19 protein-coding genes are annotated in these 16,146 nt (G+C 36.0%); 1 reads left to right on the forward strand and 18 read right to left on the reverse strand.

All coding sequences use genetic code 11. The features are described 5' to 3' along the window. Positions 1–510: 510 nt before the first annotated feature. The 18 genes from gcvP to SB679_RS21020 all read right to left on the reverse strand — a co-directional run bounded on the left by gcvP (position 511) and on the right by SB679_RS21020 (position 15,053). Positions 511–3,369 (reverse strand): aminomethyl-transferring glycine dehydrogenase, encoded by a 2,859-nt coding sequence (gcvP, locus tag SB679_RS20935; RefSeq protein WP_410704254.1) that lies wholly within the window; start codon positions 3,367–3,369, stop codon positions 511–513. 1,034 nt (positions 3,370–4,403) lie between these two features. Continuing rightward, complete coding sequence (locus tag SB679_RS20940; protein WP_410704255.1) at positions 4,404–5,048, reverse strand: J domain-containing protein; 645 nt, start codon at positions 5,046–5,048, stop codon at positions 4,404–4,406. Positions 5,049–5,466: 418 nt separating this feature from the next. Further along, on the reverse strand, positions 5,467–5,724 hold the full coding sequence (locus tag SB679_RS20945) for a hypothetical protein (protein ID WP_410704256.1): 258 nt from the start codon (positions 5,722–5,724) through the stop codon (positions 5,467–5,469). Between the two features lie 91 nt (positions 5,725–5,815). Continuing rightward, positions 5,816–6,163 carry a hypothetical protein gene (locus SB679_RS20950; RefSeq protein WP_034711702.1) on the reverse strand — a complete coding sequence of 116 codons (348 nt, stop codon included), beginning with the start codon at positions 6,161–6,163 and terminating at the stop codon, positions 5,816–5,818. Between the two features lie 13 nt (positions 6,164–6,176). Continuing rightward, on the reverse strand, positions 6,177–6,731 hold the full coding sequence (locus SB679_RS20955; RefSeq protein ID WP_228384362.1) for an RNA polymerase sigma factor: 555 nt from the start codon (positions 6,729–6,731) through the stop codon (positions 6,177–6,179). Positions 6,732–7,349: 618 nt separating this feature from the next. Further along, positions 7,350–7,808 carry a hypothetical protein gene (locus SB679_RS20960; protein ID WP_410704257.1) on the reverse strand — a complete coding sequence of 153 codons (459 nt, stop codon included), beginning with the start codon at positions 7,806–7,808 and terminating at the stop codon, positions 7,350–7,352. A 107-nt stretch (positions 7,809–7,915) separates the two neighbouring features. Further along, the gene (locus SB679_RS20965; protein ID WP_410704258.1) at positions 7,916–8,362 is read right to left on the reverse strand and encodes an SRPBCC family protein; all 447 of its coding nucleotides are present in this window, start codon (positions 8,360–8,362) and stop codon (positions 7,916–7,918) included. A 91-nt stretch (positions 8,363–8,453) separates the two neighbouring features. Beyond that, positions 8,454–8,882 carry an SRPBCC domain-containing protein gene (locus SB679_RS20970; protein ID WP_410704259.1) on the reverse strand — a complete coding sequence of 143 codons (429 nt, stop codon included), beginning with the start codon at positions 8,880–8,882 and terminating at the stop codon, positions 8,454–8,456. A 102-nt stretch (positions 8,883–8,984) separates the two neighbouring features. Then, complete coding sequence (locus SB679_RS20975) at positions 8,985–9,818, reverse strand: SDR family oxidoreductase (RefSeq protein ID WP_410704260.1); 834 nt, start codon at positions 9,816–9,818, stop codon at positions 8,985–8,987. A gap of 48 nt (positions 9,819–9,866) precedes the next feature. Beyond that, positions 9,867–10,724, reverse strand: a complete 858-nt coding sequence (locus tag SB679_RS20980; RefSeq protein WP_410704261.1) for a VOC family protein — start codon at positions 10,722–10,724, stop codon at positions 9,867–9,869. A gap of 45 nt (positions 10,725–10,769) precedes the next feature. Continuing rightward, complete coding sequence (locus SB679_RS20985; RefSeq protein WP_410704262.1) at positions 10,770–11,021, reverse strand: hypothetical protein; 252 nt, start codon at positions 11,019–11,021, stop codon at positions 10,770–10,772. 35 nt (positions 11,022–11,056) lie between these two features. Beyond that, positions 11,057–11,470: an SRPBCC family protein gene (locus tag SB679_RS20990; protein WP_410704263.1), complete on the reverse strand. Its 414-nt coding sequence runs from the start codon at positions 11,468–11,470 to the stop codon at positions 11,057–11,059. 78 nt (positions 11,471–11,548) lie between these two features. Continuing rightward, positions 11,549–11,980: a VOC family protein gene (locus tag SB679_RS20995; protein ID WP_410704264.1), complete on the reverse strand. Its 432-nt coding sequence runs from the start codon at positions 11,978–11,980 to the stop codon at positions 11,549–11,551. A 102-nt stretch (positions 11,981–12,082) separates the two neighbouring features. Further along, on the reverse strand, positions 12,083–12,859 hold the full coding sequence (locus tag SB679_RS21000) for an alpha/beta fold hydrolase (protein WP_410704265.1): 777 nt from the start codon (positions 12,857–12,859) through the stop codon (positions 12,083–12,085). A 3-nt stretch (positions 12,860–12,862) separates the two neighbouring features. After that, positions 12,863–13,387 carry a DinB family protein gene (locus SB679_RS21005; RefSeq protein WP_410704266.1) on the reverse strand — a complete coding sequence of 175 codons (525 nt, stop codon included), beginning with the start codon at positions 13,385–13,387 and terminating at the stop codon, positions 12,863–12,865. Positions 13,388–13,511: 124 nt separating this feature from the next. Then, on the reverse strand, positions 13,512–13,904 hold the full coding sequence (locus tag SB679_RS21010) for a hypothetical protein (protein WP_410704267.1): 393 nt from the start codon (positions 13,902–13,904) through the stop codon (positions 13,512–13,514). 73 nt (positions 13,905–13,977) lie between these two features. Further along, positions 13,978–14,385, reverse strand: coding sequence for a VOC family protein (locus SB679_RS21015; RefSeq protein ID WP_410704268.1), 408 nt, complete (start codon positions 14,383–14,385; stop codon positions 13,978–13,980). 77 nt (positions 14,386–14,462) lie between these two features. Continuing rightward, the gene (locus SB679_RS21020; RefSeq protein WP_410704269.1) at positions 14,463–15,053 is read right to left on the reverse strand and encodes a Crp/Fnr family transcriptional regulator; all 591 of its coding nucleotides are present in this window, start codon (positions 15,051–15,053) and stop codon (positions 14,463–14,465) included. Positions 15,054–15,457: 404 nt separating this feature from the next. Here SB679_RS21020 and SB679_RS21025 point away from each other — a divergent pair, with 404 nt between their 5' ends. Then, entirely contained in the window at positions 15,458–16,144 is a 687-nt protein-coding gene (locus SB679_RS21025; RefSeq protein WP_410704270.1) for a type 1 glutamine amidotransferase domain-containing protein, read from the forward strand. The last annotated feature ends 2 nt before the right edge of the window (positions 16,145–16,146 follow it).

Genomic DNA, 16,146 nt, shown 5'->3' on the forward strand with positions numbered 1-16,146 from the left:
CATGGCCATAGCACTTGTCGTAGCCTATAGCTACCGAAGAAGATAATAGGATAAAATAATTTAAAAACCTCTGTTTAGAATCTAAACAGAGGTTTTTTTATGATATACATGATATTAAAATTATAAGAATCAATCATTATTTTGTTTAGAGCAAAATCATCTATTTCTTTTTTTTAAATTGAGTATAGCCTCCTGCAATAACTATTACAAGGAGTAAAATATAAAAGGGATTGTTATTCATCATTTTTTTATTTTACAAATATTTATGTAAAAATAGTATTCCATTTGCAATAAATTATCTTTCAAATGAAATTTTAATAAATGTTAATAATTTCAAAATTTGTAGTCAATAATCACTCTTCAACTTGCATAAAACAGTGAAACTTTTCCAATGATACTTGTATCAATATGTTCATAGCATTTCTCGTAGCCTATAGCCATAGAAAAGGTAATTAAAAAATGCCCCGTTTAGAGTTTCTAAACGGGGCATTTATATGATATAATATTGTATTACATATAAGCTTCAATCGGCTCACAAGTACACACTAAGTTTCTGTCTCCATAAGCTTCATCCACTCTTGCAACCGTTGCAAAGAATTTATGGTCTCTTACCCACTCTAGCGGATATGCTGCTTTTTCTCTTCCATAAGGTTTATCCCAGTTATCAGAGATGACAAGCTGCTCCGTGTGAGGCGCATTTTTCAATACGTTATTGGTCGCATCTGCTTCGCCATTAGCAATCTCATCAATTTCACTTTTGATAGAGATTAAAGCCTCTGCAAAACGGTCGATCTCAGCCTTACTTTCTGATTCCGTAGGCTCGATCATTAACGTTCCAGCTACCGGGAAAGAAACGGTTGGAGCATGGAATCCATAATCCATTAATCTCTTGGCAACATCAGCTACTTCAATTCCTAATGACTTGAACTGACGGAAGTCTACGATACACTCGTGAGCTACTTTTCCGTTTTTGTTTGAATATAAGATCGGGAAATGCTCTGCTAAAATTTCTTTTAAATAATTAGCATTTAAGATCGCATGTTCAGTTGCTTTTTTCAAACCTGAAGTTCCCAGCATTTTAATATAAGCGTAAGAAATATTCAAGATCAATCCTGAACCGTAAGGTGCAGCAGAAATCCCATCAATAGCTTCTTTGGTTCCAACCTGGATATTTGCATTCGTAGGAAGGAATGGTACTAAGTGCTTAGCAACACAGATCGGCCCAACTCCAGGACCTCCACCTCCGTGAGGAATAGCGAAAGTTTTGTGAAGATTTAAGTGGCAAACGTCTGCTCCAATATTTCCTGGGCTTGTGTAGCCTACCTGAGCATTCATATTCGCTCCATCCATATACACCTGTCCGCCGTGCTCATGGATAAGATCTGTAATTTCTATAATGTTGGCATCAAAGAATCCGTAAGTAGACGGATAAGTGATCATTACACAAGATAAATTCTCTGAATGCTGTTCTGTTTTAGCTTTTAAATCTTCAAAGTCGATTTCTCCGCTTTCAAGATTTTTAACTACCACGATTTTCATACCAGCCATTGCAGCAGAAGCTGGGTTGGTTCCGTGTGCAGACTGAGGGATCAGTACGATATTTCTGTGACCTTCTCCTCTTGAGATATGGTATTCTCTGATCACCATTAATCCTGCATATTCTCCCTGAGCTCCAGAGTTTGGTTGAAGAGATGTTCCTGCAAAACCAGTAATCTCTGCCAAGTCCTTCTCCAATTCTTTAATCATTTCCTGATACCCTCCAGCCTGGTCAACCGGTACAAATGGGTGAACACTTCCCCAATCTGCCCAAGAAAGTGGCAACATTTGAGTAGCAGCATTCAGCTTCATGGTACAAGAACCTAGAGAAATCATCGAATGCGTTAATGATAAATCTTTTCTTTCCAAACGTTTGATGTAACGCATCAATTCCGTTTCTGTATGGTATTTGTTGAATACTTCTTCCGTAAGAATTTCGTCTTTTCTTAAATTCTCTTCCGGAATGCTGTATCCTTCTTTTATTTCTAATTTGAATGTTTGCTTGTCTTTAAACTGAGCAAAAGAAGCCATTAGAACATTTAATTTATCTAATGTTGTACTTTCATTGATGGCAATGCTTACCACTCCTTCTGTAAAGTAGTTTAGATTCAATCGGTGATCAAGCATCATTCTTGATAATCTCCCTTTCTCATCTTCGCTCATCAAGATTTTTACCGTATCGAAGATTGGTTCTTCAACAGCTTCATATCCTAATGCTTTAAGACCATTTTTCAAAGCGTTTGCTTTAAAGTGAATCTGGTCAGCGATATAATTCAATCCTTTAGGACCGTGGTATACAGCATACATTCCAGCCATTACCGCTAAAAGAACCTGAGCCGTACAAATATTTGAAGTTGCTCTTTCTCTTTTAATATGCTGTTCTCTGGTCTGTAAAGCCATTCTCAATGCACGTTTTCCGTACATATCCTGAGAAACTCCGATAATTCTTCCTGGAATATCTCTTTTATAATCATCCTTACAAGAGAAAAATGCTGCGTGAGGACCTCCATATCCTAATGGAATTCCAAAACGCTGTGAAGTTCCAACTGCACAGTCAGCACCCATAGATGCCGGTGATTTCAATTTCACCAATGCCATTGGGTCACAAGCAACCACTACCTGAAGGTCTAATTTCTTATATCCAACAATATCCTCCGTATAATCCAGAACGATTCCGTTCTTACCTGGATATTGTAATAGAACTCCATAATAGGTTTCGTCAAGCTGATGGGTTTTATGGTCACCTACTACAATTTCGATGGCCAGTCCTTCCGCTTTAGTTTTCAATACAGAAACTGTTTGAGGTAAAACAAGGTCCGAAACAAAGAATTTGTTCGCATTTGCTTTTTTCTGATCTTTCGTTCTGTTATTGAAAAACATGTGCATTGCCTCGGCAGCCGCTGTAGATTCATCCAATAATGAAGCATTTGCCAATGTAAAGCCTGTCAGATCACATACAACAGTCTGAAAATTAAGAAGAGCTTCCAATCTTCCCTGTGCAATTTCCGCCTGATAAGGAGTATACGCTGTATACCAACTCGGGTTTTCGAAAATATTTCTCTGAATTGCCGATGGTAAAAGAGTATTATGATATCCAAAACCGATATAGCTTGTAAAATCAGTGTTTTTTGATGCCAATTCTTTCGAATGATTTAGCATCTCGTACTCTGAAAGCGGTTCTGAGATTTCAAGATCTTTTTCTAAACGGATAGAAGAAGGGATGGTTTGAGAAATTAACTCTTCGATACTTGAAACGCCAACTCTTTCCAACATGGCCTGTTTATCGGCTTCATTAAGGGAAATGTGACGGCTCACAAACTGTTCTGTATTCATTTTTTATATTAGATTTTGTTTGTAAAAAAGATTCGTAAAATTACAATTTCTCAAAGAATTATGCAATAGCTTAGAATTGATGATAAATTAACAAAACCTTAATATCAATTCGAAAAACACATGTTTTTAAAACTTTCATCAACAAAAGAATAAATCTTCATTTTGTCAGCAGCATTTTTATCGTTTAAAATTTCATCCTGTTTTGCTCTGTTTAATTTCCGGAATTCAGGTATATTCTTTCAGCATTCTAATGCTAACAACTCATCAATTGATTCCTTTTTTGAGTACTATGATGTTGGAATTCCAATTTATTTAAACCATTGAAATTCAAATCAAAAAGAAATATTTTTTTATTGATCTCTTTTCTTACCATCTCAATATTCAGCACAATATATTATCGATTGAAAAATACCTTCCAGGCAATTTTTTTGTCCATTTCATCCTTATAAAAACAGATATTTATACTTACTCCATACAACTGTTTAATTAAAAACCCGTATAGTTCCATAAATCTTTCATAGTGAGTTTAAATAAGTCTTTGAATCTTACGATTGTAGTTTACCAACGATTTTACCTGTATTTCAAATTGAAGATCTTTTAATGAAAATTTTATATTAATCCGAAAAATGCATCGGGTAAAAACCTAGCTGATGAAAAAAAGGCATCCTAATACATCCCATTATATAGGATCCTGTTAGATATTCATAAAAGTGTAAAAAACATTCAAAATCCAGTTTTGAATATCAATTTTGGAATGACGAAATGTTAAAATAATGATTTCTTACTTATCATATATAGCTATAAACCAGCTATTAGAGGAAAAAGCATGATTTATGAAAATTTATTAATTATATTTATTCTAAATTAATATATTTGCATCATGAATATGATTGTCCCTTTTAAAGTACCGCCTTTAACTCCTGTATATTCTTTTAGTAATGAAGAAATGTACTGCGAAAAAAAATCCTGCTGCAAGAAATTCAAGAAAGGAAAAAGATGTAAAAAATGCCCGGGAAGAAAGAAATTGGCCTAGTTTATAAGCTTTTTATAATAAAATAGATGGTTGCTGCCAGGATGATAGCTCCCCAGATGAGTGCCACAATTTTAGGCTGACCCATTCTGTTTATTCTTGTTCGTGGCTGTGGTTTAAAAAATTCTTCTACACTGCTTTTGAATTTTTCAGTGTCATTTTCAAACACTTCCGTAATGGTGATTCCCTGAACCACTGTTTTGTGCAGTAATGAGTTGGTGGCATGAAGCAAAAGCTGAAATTTTCCGTCTTTAAACTCTGTGATTTTAAAAATTCTTTCTCCATAAGCCTTTTCAAGTCCGAAAGGCAGTACTTTCACAACATCGGCATTACTCGTCTGCCAGTTGATGATAATTTCCTCTCCTTTTTTTGCATGAATTTTATTGGCTGTAAAAGTTTTAATAGCAGGCGGAATATTATATCTGAAACTTTTTTGATGACTCTCCAAATTCTGGTCATACGTATTTCTTCTTGCCTTGTCACTCAGCGTTTCATACGCTTCCTGAATTTCACGGAAACGCTCTGCAAAGAAATCATCGTTATCATTTTTGTCCGGATGGTATTTTAAAGAGAGTTTTCTATAGACTTTTTTGATGTCTTCTTCCGAAGCATCGTGAGAAATCCCGAGAAAATAATAATAATCCTTCATGTGTAACGGTACAAAAATAAGAAAATATTTTTCGAAATGGTTTTTATGTGGGGGAAAATTGTTGTCAGAGGTTGGTTTATGGTTGTTAGTGTTGGTGTTTAGATCTTGTCTCTTTGTTCTTTGTTCTTTGTTCTTAACTCTTATTAATTACGTTGGCTCTCTAGCCTAGCCCCGATAGCAGCGGTTACCCTGCAGCAAGCAAAGGGAAAAGGGTTGGCGCGAGGAGTAAAAGCGGATAGCGGGAATAAGCTACAAAAAAATAAGTACTGAGTAATTGGTAGTGAATAATAAATACGTGTACCAGACATTTTGAGATGGCCACATTGCTTCGCTCCCCGCAATGACATAAAAAAATTCAGGCTCGGGAAGCAAAGCTTCCCGAGCCTGAATTAAACAATTTCAATTTAGTTTTTGCGAATTATGCTTCGCAGGTATTATCTTTTCTGCAGCATCTTGAAGCAAATTCTTTTTTGAATTTTCCTTTCAGCTCCTGATATTCCTCATCATTCATTTCTCTGATCTTATCTGCAAGTCCGAAAGGAGATTTTTCTTTAATTCCGTATTCGTTAAAAATACCTTTTATAAATCTTTTTCTTTCTGCCATTTTTTTAGCAACCAATGCTACACCTACTACGGCTAATGCTCCAAGAGCACCTTTTAATACTGAATTTTTCATTTTTTCGAATTTTAAATTTTACTACTTCTTGTTTTTTATATAGACGAATAAGTTTTAATTTTACTTTACTACTTCTTTACAATTTTTTAAATTATTCGTTAGTTCTGTTGTTTCTGTTAAAGAATCCGCCTGAGCATCTGTCTTTCCAGACTTCTTTGAATTTTTCACGTTCTTCAGGAGATAAACTCATCATTTTTTCCCGCATCATTTTTTTCTCTTTAAAATCTCTCATTCCTTTTCCAAAATGGAAGCCCCCAAAAAGAATTTTACTTAAAATCAATATCCCCATAGCCTGCCAATAGGTGATCGATTTCACCCCTAAAATATCGGGAAGCAGACAATTCCAAAGAGCCATGACGATCCATGTAACTCCCAGTAAGATTAACGGCGGACATAAGAATAAAAAAATCCAGCCTTTTTTGTGTTTATTATGATTCATACCTTTCTTTTTACTAACTATTTAAATCTTCGTATAATTTTCTCAGCCTGTTTCTTAAATGCTTCACAGCATAATTTTTTCTGCTGATAATTGTTTTAATGTTTTCGCCTTGTTCATCGGCTATTTCCTGAAGTGTTCTGTCATTCAGTTCGTTTTCTACGTATACCAGTCTTTGTTTTTCCGGTAATTCATCCAGTGCTTCAAAAAGCTTTTTCCAGATTTCATCCTGAAACATTTTCACTTCCGGGCCTGCACTTTCATCCAGCAAAAGAATATCTTTTATAGAAAAGCTGCCGTCTTCATCTTCGTATACAAAATCTTCAAGGTTTTCCGTCTTCTTTTTACGATACTTATCCGTAATTTTATTGGCAGTAACTCTATACAACCAGCCGCCAACATTTACAATCTCGGAAAGATTGGTAAGACTGCTGAACTGGTACCACACTTCCTGCAAAATATCTTCTGCATCTTCCGTGTTTTTCACTTTTGGACGAATATAGGACATCAGCTTTCCGCCGTACTTTGAAACGGTTTGCGAGATGATACTTTCTTTCTCCTTCTGTGGCATTGTTATTTTTTCGACAACCTCCATATTGCTATGACGATCGATCTTTTGGTTTTACTTTAATAAATGTAAAGTATTTTTTTACAATAGTCAATTTTTCTTTTGTTTACGGTAGAATAGCGCTTTATATTTTTTTAGGAAGCTATTCCTGCTATCCGCTTTTACTCCTCGCGCCAAGCCCTTCCCTTCTCTGCTGTGGGGTAACCGCTGCTATCAGGGCTAGGGAGTCAACGTAATTATCACTACCGTCATTGCGAACCAAAGGTGAAGCAATCTCATTATAAAGAACAAAAAAGGTTGTTATCAACTACAAGCCACTGACAACAGTCAACACTTTTCCGTTTAAGACAAAAAAGAGATTGCTTCGTCTCTTCGTTCCTCGCAATGACGTTTTGATTTATATGTTTTTAAAAAAGCAATCCTTTATCAAGCGAAGCGCCCTTGCTTCTTAAACAAATCCAGCAGATAACCCTTTCGCGCCTTTGCGTTAAAAAACATTTAAGAATCAAGATCTAAAATTAAACATACTTAACTGTCAACCAACACAAGATAACGGACAACAAAAAAACGGAAAGTAAGTACTTCCCGCTTCTGTTATTGTTACATTCCGCAATGTATTATTTAGCTTAAATAGATTCCAAAATACCAGGTCCATGCAATTAAAATAATCTGCATCGGAATCCTTTCTTTATAAAGGTATGCCATCCCTGGGCCTGTATAATCTCCTTTGAAAATATTGATGTTTTTCTTTGATGAATTGATATTGGCCACAAAAACCAATACATAGAAAATAATCAGCAGCACAGCGGTTATTTCTCGGATTGAAGGAATCATCAACCCAATCCCGGCTGCAATTTCTATAAAGCCTGTAGCGTATACCCAAAACATTTTTGTAGGCATAAAATCCGGAATCATCATCGCCATTCCTTTTTGAAATTTAAAATGAGAAAGGCCCGTGAAAATAATAAAAACCGCCATTCCAAGATTTCCGGAAAATAAAAAATTCCAGTTTCCCTGAATGATTGTTGTTCCCAGCAAGGCCAGAAGAAAAGTACCGAATAGAATGGTTAATAATTTCATAGTGTATTGATTATTTCAGGGTAAGTGAATCTTAACATGATTTTTAATAAAGAGTAAAGTTAATTAAAATCAGGCTTTCCAACCCGTAAATTCCAATGGCATCCATACTATCTGGATTCTTCAGCAAGCCTTTTTACAACTTCCAGGCCTTTTGTAAAACCTGTATTCATAAACTCCTGCCAGTTTTTTTCGACCTGTACTTCAGTGTGAAGCTTGGTTTGGCCATCAAAATCAATCAGAATATACTTTTCAAAAGCTCCGCTCCATTGCTTGACCTCCATGCTTTCGGTATCTTCTACTCCATCCTGCACCATTCCTAAGTGTTTAAAAATAATTTGATTAGGCTCATCTATACTGTCAATGGTGGAAACCATACCATCTCCTTTTGCATCAACAAAATAGGTTTTCCCATCCACTTTCCAGTCGGATTTCATAACAGTAGATCCTGCCCCGAAAAACTGGGTCCATTCGCTGTATGTTTCCGGTCCCCAAAGAATGTCCCATACTTTCTGTGCAGGAGCATTGATTACGATTTCATAAGATAATGTTTCCATAGTTTTAATTTGATGATTTAATTATTTTTCAATCACAAAAGCATTCATTTTTTTTAGTTATGCCATCGTAATGAAAGAGTTTCTCTACAATTTAGAGCTGATTTTCTGAAAGATTTTTAATAATTCCCAAGGCTTTTGGAAAGTTTTCCTCGAAAAAATCTTTAAATTCTACAGGTGTCTGAATTTCACATGTTAAAGTAGTTCCGGTTTCAGTTTCTTCTAAAATATAGGCTTCAGTAGCTTCACCCCATTCCTGAGGAGCTTCCACTCCATCATAGATTTCACCAAGATGCAGAAATTTCATTTCTTTGCCCGGTTCGTTTTTCTCAACCCGGCTGTACATTCCGTTGTTTTGGGGATCGAAAAACTTCACAATACTTCCTTCTTCAAGGGTTCCTTCATAAAAAGAGCCTTCCGTAAAAGCAGTCGTCCATTGTCTGTATGTAATATCCCCCCAAAGTACACCCCATATCCTTTCCGGTGCTGCCTCTATTTCAATTTCATAAGATAATGTTTCCATGTTGTCTGTTTATTATTTAAATGAATCCCTTACAGGATCAATAGGTTAAAATTATTAGGTAAAAGATGAATACAATTCTCGTGTGATAACTTCATTTTAAAATTAACCGCCCACAAAATCTCCGCCGTTGATATGAATGATTTCGCCTGTAATATAAGTGGCATCATCAGAAGCCAGAAAAACATAAGCCGGCGCCACTTCAGAAGGCTGCCCTGCACGTTTTAACGGGGTATCTTTTCCAAATGTTGAAAGCGTATCGAATGTTTCCTTTACCAAAGGAGTCCAGATTGGGCCCGGAGCAACTCCATTAACCAGGATTTTCTTTTCTGCAAGGTTAACGGCTAACGACCGGATAAAGGTTGCAATCGCTCCTTTGGTAGCAGAATAATCAAGCAAATGATCACTTCCCCGATATGCCGTAACAGAAGTCGTACAGATAATTCTTCCGCCTTTATTCATAAGGGGAAGGAAATTCCTCGTAAAGGAAATCATGGAAATGATATTGACATTAAAGGTCTCCTGTATCTGATGATCCGATATGTTTTCAATATCATTCTTTGGAAACTGAACGCCCGCATTATTAACTAAAATATCCAGCGTTTTCCATTCTTTTTTTATTTTCTGTACACATTTTGTACGGAAAGCAGCTTTTGAAATATCACCTTTTATCAGAATGCATTTTCTGCCTTCTTTTTCTACGAGCTTTAAGGTTTCTTTAGCGTCTTTATCACTTTCTTTATATACAATGGCAACATCTGCTCCTTCTCTCGCAAAGTGAACAGCTACGGCTTGCCCTATTCCGCTGTCACCTCCGGAAATAAGTGCTTTTTTATTGACCAGTTTTTGGCTTCCCCGGTAGTTTTCACGAATAATCTCGGGAAATAAACCATCTTTGGGTACTTTTGATTTAGATTGTGACTTGTTCTGTGTCTTCATAGGCAAATCTGTTTTCTAAAGAAACATCAAACAGCAAGCCGAACTGTATTAAGCGTTATAAGCTTCTTCTAAATCTTTAATGATAATTTTCTGCATTTTCATCATTGCCTGAACCACTTGCTGAGATTTTCCCTGATCAGCATCATTCATCAGTTGAATCAGTTTTTTAGGAACAATCTGCCAGCTGAAACCGTATTTATCTTTTAGCCAGCCGCACATACTCTCTCTTCCACCTCCTGAAATCAGGGTATTCCACAAATGATCGGTTTCTTCCTGATCATCGGTCATAGTCACCATTGAAATTCCTTCGTTAAAATCAAAGGCGTGGTCATAGGAATTATCCATGCAGAATAAGCTATATCCGTCGATCATAAAATGAGCATGCTGTACATTTTCAGGAACTTCATTAGGCTCACCACCATCTTTATAATGTAAAATATTTCCTATTTTAGAATTCGGGAAGGTTTGGGTATAAAATTCCATCGCTTCCTTGGCTTTTCCATTATTCTGATGAATAAACATGAGTGTAGGTACTAATTTCTGTTCATCGGCTTTTTCTCCTAAAAACAGCTGCCATGTAGTACCAAAACGGTCTTTTACCCAGCCGTATTTTTTGCTCCAAGGATAAGAATCCAGGGCCATTAAAGCCATTCCACCATCTAATAACTGATCCCAATATTGCTGAACCTCATCTTCTGTATCACAAATGACCATAAAAGAAACGGAAGCATTTTTTTCAAAGTGTGGCCCACCGTTCAAAAGCATCAGTTTTTGACCAAAAATATCAATATTCACTACTACCGGGGTGTCGGCAGTAATGGTTCCGCCAAATACTTTACAGTACAATGCAGCAGCTTCCCCTGCATCTCCATCATGCCAGAGACATGGAAAAATATCGTTATTCATAATTTTTAAATTTAAGGAGTGATTTTTCTTTCAAAATAACCGGTGTTATTTTATTTTTTCATTCTTTTTAAAGGAAAGCTGATTTTCCTTCATGTGATTTTTCAGTTTTTCCATAGCGTTCTTTCCGAAGCCATGAAACTGCAAGATTTCTTCTTCAGAATAATCTGATAATTTTTCCAAAGAATCAATTTTTTCTGTTTCTAAAGCCCTTCTTGCAGGAGACGCAATGATTCCCCGCAAAAAATTTCCTCTAACAACATGATCAACAGCATACATGGAGCTTAAACATTTTGCCATTATGATTAAATTTATCATGACTGTTGCAGAGTTTTTTAGTGGTTTTCTACATATTTATGGAAATTGTTGAGAATGGCATACCAGCCTTCCCGCTGCATTTCCACGGAATTTTGTTTTTCAGGATCGAAAATCTCGGTTACTTTCGTCGTATTTTCGTCTATGACATCAAAAATAACTTCTACTTTTCTCCCATCTTCAAGATGATACTGTATTTTCTCATGGCGAATAACTTCATCGTAAATTCCTTCAAAATCAAATCCGAAACTGCCATCCTTTGCTTCCATTCTGGTTTTGAATTTTCCGCCTACCCTCAAATCGTTTTCAGAACTTGGGCACTGCCAGCTTTCATGGGCAAAATTCCATTTAGTGATATGTTTAGGTTCATTGAAATAATTCCAAACCTTTTCCACAGGGGCTAAAATCGTAATGTCTATTGTAATTGGATCCATCGTTCTTTATTTTAATTGTTCAGTGAAAGGGTAACCGAAAGCAGCTACCCTTCTTTAATAATTTAGATAAATATAAGATTATTTTGTATATCCTTCATTATAGTTCACCATCCAATGAACCCCATATTTATCCTGAAAGCTTCCAAAGTAATCTCCCCAAAACTGATCTTCAATCGGCATTTCTACGTTTCCGCCTTCAGAAAGTCCTTTAAAAAGCCTGTCTGCTTCTTCCTTGGATTCAGGGAAAATAGATACATAGTTGTTATTTCCAACGGTTAAGCGTTGTCCGAATTCCGGTACAATATCAGACGCCATTAATAGATCTCCGCCGATGGGAAGGGCAATGTGCATTACTCTGTTTTTTGCTTCTTCAGATAAATTTTCGGTACCGGGAGCATTTCCCATTTTATGTACTTCACCAAGAAATTCACCTCCGAAAACAGATTTGTAAAAAGTGAATGCTTCTTCTGCTGTACCATCAAAATTGAGGTACGGATTTAATTTAGCCATGCTATTTGTTTTTAAAGTTTGTATTAATTGTAGTTATAGCGCACAATGCGTAAAATCTTTGCGACAGCTCTTATTATAAGCTGGAAGAATCCAGAGAATTTTTTACTTGTTTAAAAATTTCTCTATCTCGGAAACCGTCAGGTCTATCAAATTCCTGTCAACATTTCCGTCGAAATCTGCCATCATATAAGATCCGTGAGTGGCTGGCAGAATCATTAATTGAGAATTGGCAACCAGACGCCACATGTCTACAACATGTTCGGGTTTTATGACATCTTTATCTCCGGAAATAAATAATGTCGGCACCTTTATCGATGTTAATACTACAGGGTCCCAGTCCCCAAAATTCTGCATCCTTTTGCAGTCTTTATCAAATAGGTTTTCAAGTTTCGAAAAGTCCGGATTTTGGCTTAAAAAATTGATTTTAAGAGGTTCAGGCATTGATTCGAATGTAGCGTTTTGCATACTTTCAAAGAACCCGTCTATCATTCCGCTTTTTTTATAAAATGAAGAGGCAATAATGAGTTTTTCAACCTTCCCGGGATAAAGATGGGCAACCTGCATCACGGTATTTCCGCCATTGCTGAATCCCCAAAATGAGGCTTTTTCAATTTTGAGCTCTTTTAAAAGGGCGGCAATATCATGGGCATCCTGTTCAAAAGTCTCCGGGATATCGCGATGTTCCGTCATTCCATGATTCTGGAGATCAATTCCAATGAGCTGAAATTTGTCTTGTAACCTTTCTATGGCTTCTTTAAAATCAAACAGCATCGAAGAACCGCCACCATGAATTAATATCAATGGCTTTCCGGAACCATAGATTTCATAATACATCTGGATGCCATTGACTTTTTTGTATCCTTTTTCCAGAGGACTCATGATTTAATAGTTAAGGTTTTTATCAAAATCATATTTCATCCCTTCATACCCGAGAATTCTGCGCATCAGTCCGATTTGTCCGCATAGATAATCCTCACGGCCAATACACATTCCTACGAAGTTTAAGATGTTTTCCGGGAAAAAATCTATATTCATTCCCATTGGAAAGGCTTTTTCCAGCTCTTCATCGGTAGCTGCAAGCAATTTTTGATAAACCAAAGGTGATATTTTATGAAAATCCTCTTTAAGCTGCTGCAGAGAAGGATATGTAAAACTTTCATCCAAGGCTTTCCCCTGAAAGAAAAAATCTTTATACTCAAATTCTTCATTCAGCCCAAGTACATTTCCGAGTGCATAGCGCATGTCGAGAAAATTACCGGCCATCCATATGATATGATTGGTTCTGCCTTCGATTCTTTTGAGTGCATTTTCTTCAGAAATTCCATCGAGAACCATCAGAAAACTTTGACTGTGCCCTCTAAAAGCAGGAATAATTATATCTAATTTTTTTGAAGTTGGTGTGTCCATTTTTTTGATTTGGTTGATTAAATTTCTCGCTGATTGTGTAGATTAAGCAGATTTTTTTTAAGCTTAATCCCGATTAATGAATTTACATTTTACAGATTGTACAATCTTTGAAAGTAATTCTCTTTTATTTTATCGCTCCAGATTTCCCGAGAATTCTTCTGAGATAACCGAATTGACCACTGTGGTAAATTTCGTGAAGAGATAATCCTGATACATCATTAATTATTGCAGAATCAATGCTTTCCAGACTGTTCAGCTTTGCTTCAAACTTATCCTGAGTTTTTTTCAGATACAATTTTAAATCTTCGAAACTTATAAATTCATCTTTTCTATTCAAAGGAATTTCTCCCCTATTGTAGCATGAGAATTGGTCATTATCCCAAACGGATTCTTCACCTAAAACATTCAAAAAAGCATTTCTTATATAAATTAAATGTCCTAAAATCCAATTCATGCAATTGGCATCACCATTGGGAAAAATCATAGATTCTTCGTTTGAAATATCATTAATATTCATCGAAATTACTTTGTAATTACTCGATATCAGATATTTTATAATTGTAATATCATTTGATTGCGTTTCCATTTGATTATCCTTGAGGAAGTTGAGAAAGATCTGCAAACGTCACATTCCAGCCATGTCCGTTGATGTCCCAAAAAGAATTTTGATACATCCATCCATAATCCTGTGGCTCTTCATGTTGATGAGCTCCGTTTTCGACAGCAGAATGTACCACCTGGTCAACCTCTTCACGGCTGTTGAGCCCGATGGCTACCAAAACCTGAGTGGTATCCCCTTTTGGAACGGGTCTTTCAGAAAAAGTCTGGAAATACTCTTCTGTCAAAAACATGACATAAATATTGTCATTCATCACTACACAAACTGCTTTTTCATCTGAAAATTGTTCGTTGATCGTAAATCCCAGTTTGATCCAAAATTCTTTTGTTTTCTGAATGTCTTTCACAGGAAGATTCACATAGATTTGATTGATTTTCATTTTGTAATTTTTTAATGTTAAACTTTTAACCAAAATTACCAAGTCGTTACGGATATCTACTTGTCATAAGACAAGATTTAATTTTTCTTTGGATGGGAAACCAATTCTTTACGGATTCTGCTTAAAGAAGTATCTGTAACGCCCAAGTAGGAGGCAATCTGTTTTAAAGGGGCAAACTGTACGACCTGAGCTTTTTGTTCTAAGAGATTGAGATAGCGTTTGGTAGCAGAAAGGGTAAACATTTCTACAGATCGCTGCTTATAGGTAAAAAGTTCTTTGGACATCCATGATCTTCCCCATTCCCGAAGGTTGGGAATTTTATGAAATAAGTCCTGAAAAGTATCATAGTCTAACCGATAACACTCACAATCGGTAATACAAACGATATTTTCCTGAGACGGAATTCTCTGGAAAAGTGATAAAACCTCAATAATAATTTCATTGTCTGCAAAAAAATGGGTGGTTACTTCGTTTCCGTTAAAATCATTAACAAAAGATCTGGCCAGCCCTTTTTCCAAAATGTAGTATTCGTTCGCGTTCTTTCCTTCTTCAAGAATATACTCTCCTTTTTGAAAGGTTACCTTTTCATGTGCCTTGAATATTTCATCGAGCTCATCATGCATAAAAAACGGAAAATCATAACATATATCTAAGGCTTTACTATTCATCAGGCGAGTATTTTATAAGGTTTTAAAATTATCAATTTTATTGGAATTGGTGAGAGAAATCATAAATAAATTCATAAAATATCATGGGTGTGAATAGACAGCCTGGGATGATAACTTTGCTAGCGCAGTTTTTCACCTTATCATACATTGTACACTTCCCAAATTTTATACATTTATTATACATAAAAAATAATTGTACTCTTTTATTATTGAAATTGAAGTTGGTAGATCTTAGCCTTTACTTAATATAAATATCTAAACATATTTTTAACTTGATCTTTCTATAATACTCATAAAACATTTCAATCAAATAATTGACTCATTCAAAGAGAAGTGCACTGTATTTGCTTATCCTTTATGTCAAAAAAAATATAACTTTTAATCAAACAATTAAAATAAAGACTATGAATATATTATTCGTCATTACTTCCCACGACCAATTGGGAAACACCGGACGTAAAACAGGCTTCTGGGTAGAAGAGTTTGCGGCTCCTTATTATACTTTTAAAGATAATGGATATGCCATCACCATCGCAACACCAAAAGGAGGACAGGCTCCCATAGACCCGAGTAGTGAAGCAGAATCGGCACAGACAGGAGCCACCGAACGGTATTACAAAGACCTTGAAACCCAAAATCTCATCGCTCATACTCATCCATTATCTGAAATGAAAGCTTCTGATTTTGATGCCGTTTTCTATCCTGGAGGTCATGGGCCGCTTTGGGATCTTGCCAATGATACAAATTCGGCAAAGCTTATTCTGGACTTTTACAACAGCGGAAAACCTGTAGGAGCCGTTTGTCATGCTCCAGGGGTATTTAAGAATGTAACATTTGAAAATGGAGATCCTTTCGTTAAAGGAAAAAATGTAACCGGTTTTTCAAATTCCGAAGAAGAAGCAGTACAACTTACCGAGGTTGTTCCTTTTCTGGTAGAAGATGAATTACAAAAACTGGGTGGTCATTATACCAAAGGTGCTGACTGGGGAGTACACGTTGTTGAAGACGGCCTGTTGATTACCGGTCAGAATCCAGCCTCTTCAGAAGCGGTAGCAGAAAAAATAATGTCCCTTTTAAAAAATAAATTCTAAGA

The organism is Chryseobacterium sp. SIMBA_029, from assembly GCF_046535275.1.
Lineage (GTDB): Bacteria > Bacteroidota > Bacteroidia > Flavobacteriales > Weeksellaceae > Chryseobacterium.

Excerpts from the sequence above, each read along its gene's own strand:
- gcvP (WP_410704254.1), bottom strand. The coding sequence starts at position 3,369 with ATGAATACAGAACAGTTTGTGAGCCGTCACATTTCCCTTAATGAAGCC.
- SB679_RS20940 (WP_410704255.1), bottom strand. The coding sequence starts at position 5,048 with ATGAAGGATTATTATTATTTTCTCGGGATTTCTCACGATGCTTCGGAA.
- SB679_RS20945 (WP_410704256.1), bottom strand. The coding sequence starts at position 5,724 with ATGAAAAATTCAGTATTAAAAGGTGCTCTTGGAGCATTAGCCGTAGTA.
- SB679_RS20950 (WP_034711702.1), bottom strand. The coding sequence starts at position 6,163 with ATGAATCATAATAAACACAAAAAAGGCTGGATTTTTTTATTCTTATGT.
- SB679_RS20955 (WP_228384362.1), bottom strand. The coding sequence starts at position 6,731 with ATGCCACAGAAGGAGAAAGAAAGTATCATCTCGCAAACCGTTTCAAAG.
- SB679_RS20960 (WP_410704257.1), bottom strand. The coding sequence starts at position 7,808 with ATGAAATTATTAACCATTCTATTCGGTACTTTTCTTCTGGCCTTGCTG.
- SB679_RS20965 (WP_410704258.1), bottom strand. The coding sequence starts at position 8,362 with ATGGAAACATTATCTTATGAAATCGTAATCAATGCTCCTGCACAGAAA.
- SB679_RS20970 (WP_410704259.1), bottom strand. The coding sequence starts at position 8,882 with ATGGAAACATTATCTTATGAAATTGAAATAGAGGCAGCACCGGAAAGG.
- SB679_RS20975 (WP_410704260.1), bottom strand. The coding sequence starts at position 9,818 with ATGAAGACACAGAACAAGTCACAATCTAAATCAAAAGTACCCAAAGAT.
- SB679_RS20980 (WP_410704261.1), bottom strand. The coding sequence starts at position 10,724 with ATGAATAACGATATTTTTCCATGTCTCTGGCATGATGGAGATGCAGGG.
- SB679_RS20985 (WP_410704262.1), bottom strand. The coding sequence starts at position 11,021 with ATGGCAAAATGTTTAAGCTCCATGTATGCTGTTGATCATGTTGTTAGA.
- SB679_RS20990 (WP_410704263.1), bottom strand. The coding sequence starts at position 11,470 with ATGGATCCAATTACAATAGACATTACGATTTTAGCCCCTGTGGAAAAG.
- SB679_RS20995 (WP_410704264.1), bottom strand. The coding sequence starts at position 11,980 with ATGGCTAAATTAAATCCGTACCTCAATTTTGATGGTACAGCAGAAGAA.
- SB679_RS21000 (WP_410704265.1), bottom strand. The coding sequence starts at position 12,859 with ATGAGTCCTCTGGAAAAAGGATACAAAAAAGTCAATGGCATCCAGATG.
- SB679_RS21005 (WP_410704266.1), bottom strand. The coding sequence starts at position 13,387 with ATGGACACACCAACTTCAAAAAAATTAGATATAATTATTCCTGCTTTT.
- SB679_RS21010 (WP_410704267.1), bottom strand. The coding sequence starts at position 13,904 with ATGAATATTAATGATATTTCAAACGAAGAATCTATGATTTTTCCCAAT.
- SB679_RS21015 (WP_410704268.1), bottom strand. The coding sequence starts at position 14,385 with ATGAAAATCAATCAAATCTATGTGAATCTTCCTGTGAAAGACATTCAG.
- SB679_RS21020 (WP_410704269.1), bottom strand. The coding sequence starts at position 15,053 with ATGAATAGTAAAGCCTTAGATATATGTTATGATTTTCCGTTTTTTATG.
- SB679_RS21025 (WP_410704270.1), top strand. The coding sequence starts at position 15,458 with ATGAATATATTATTCGTCATTACTTCCCACGACCAATTGGGAAACACC.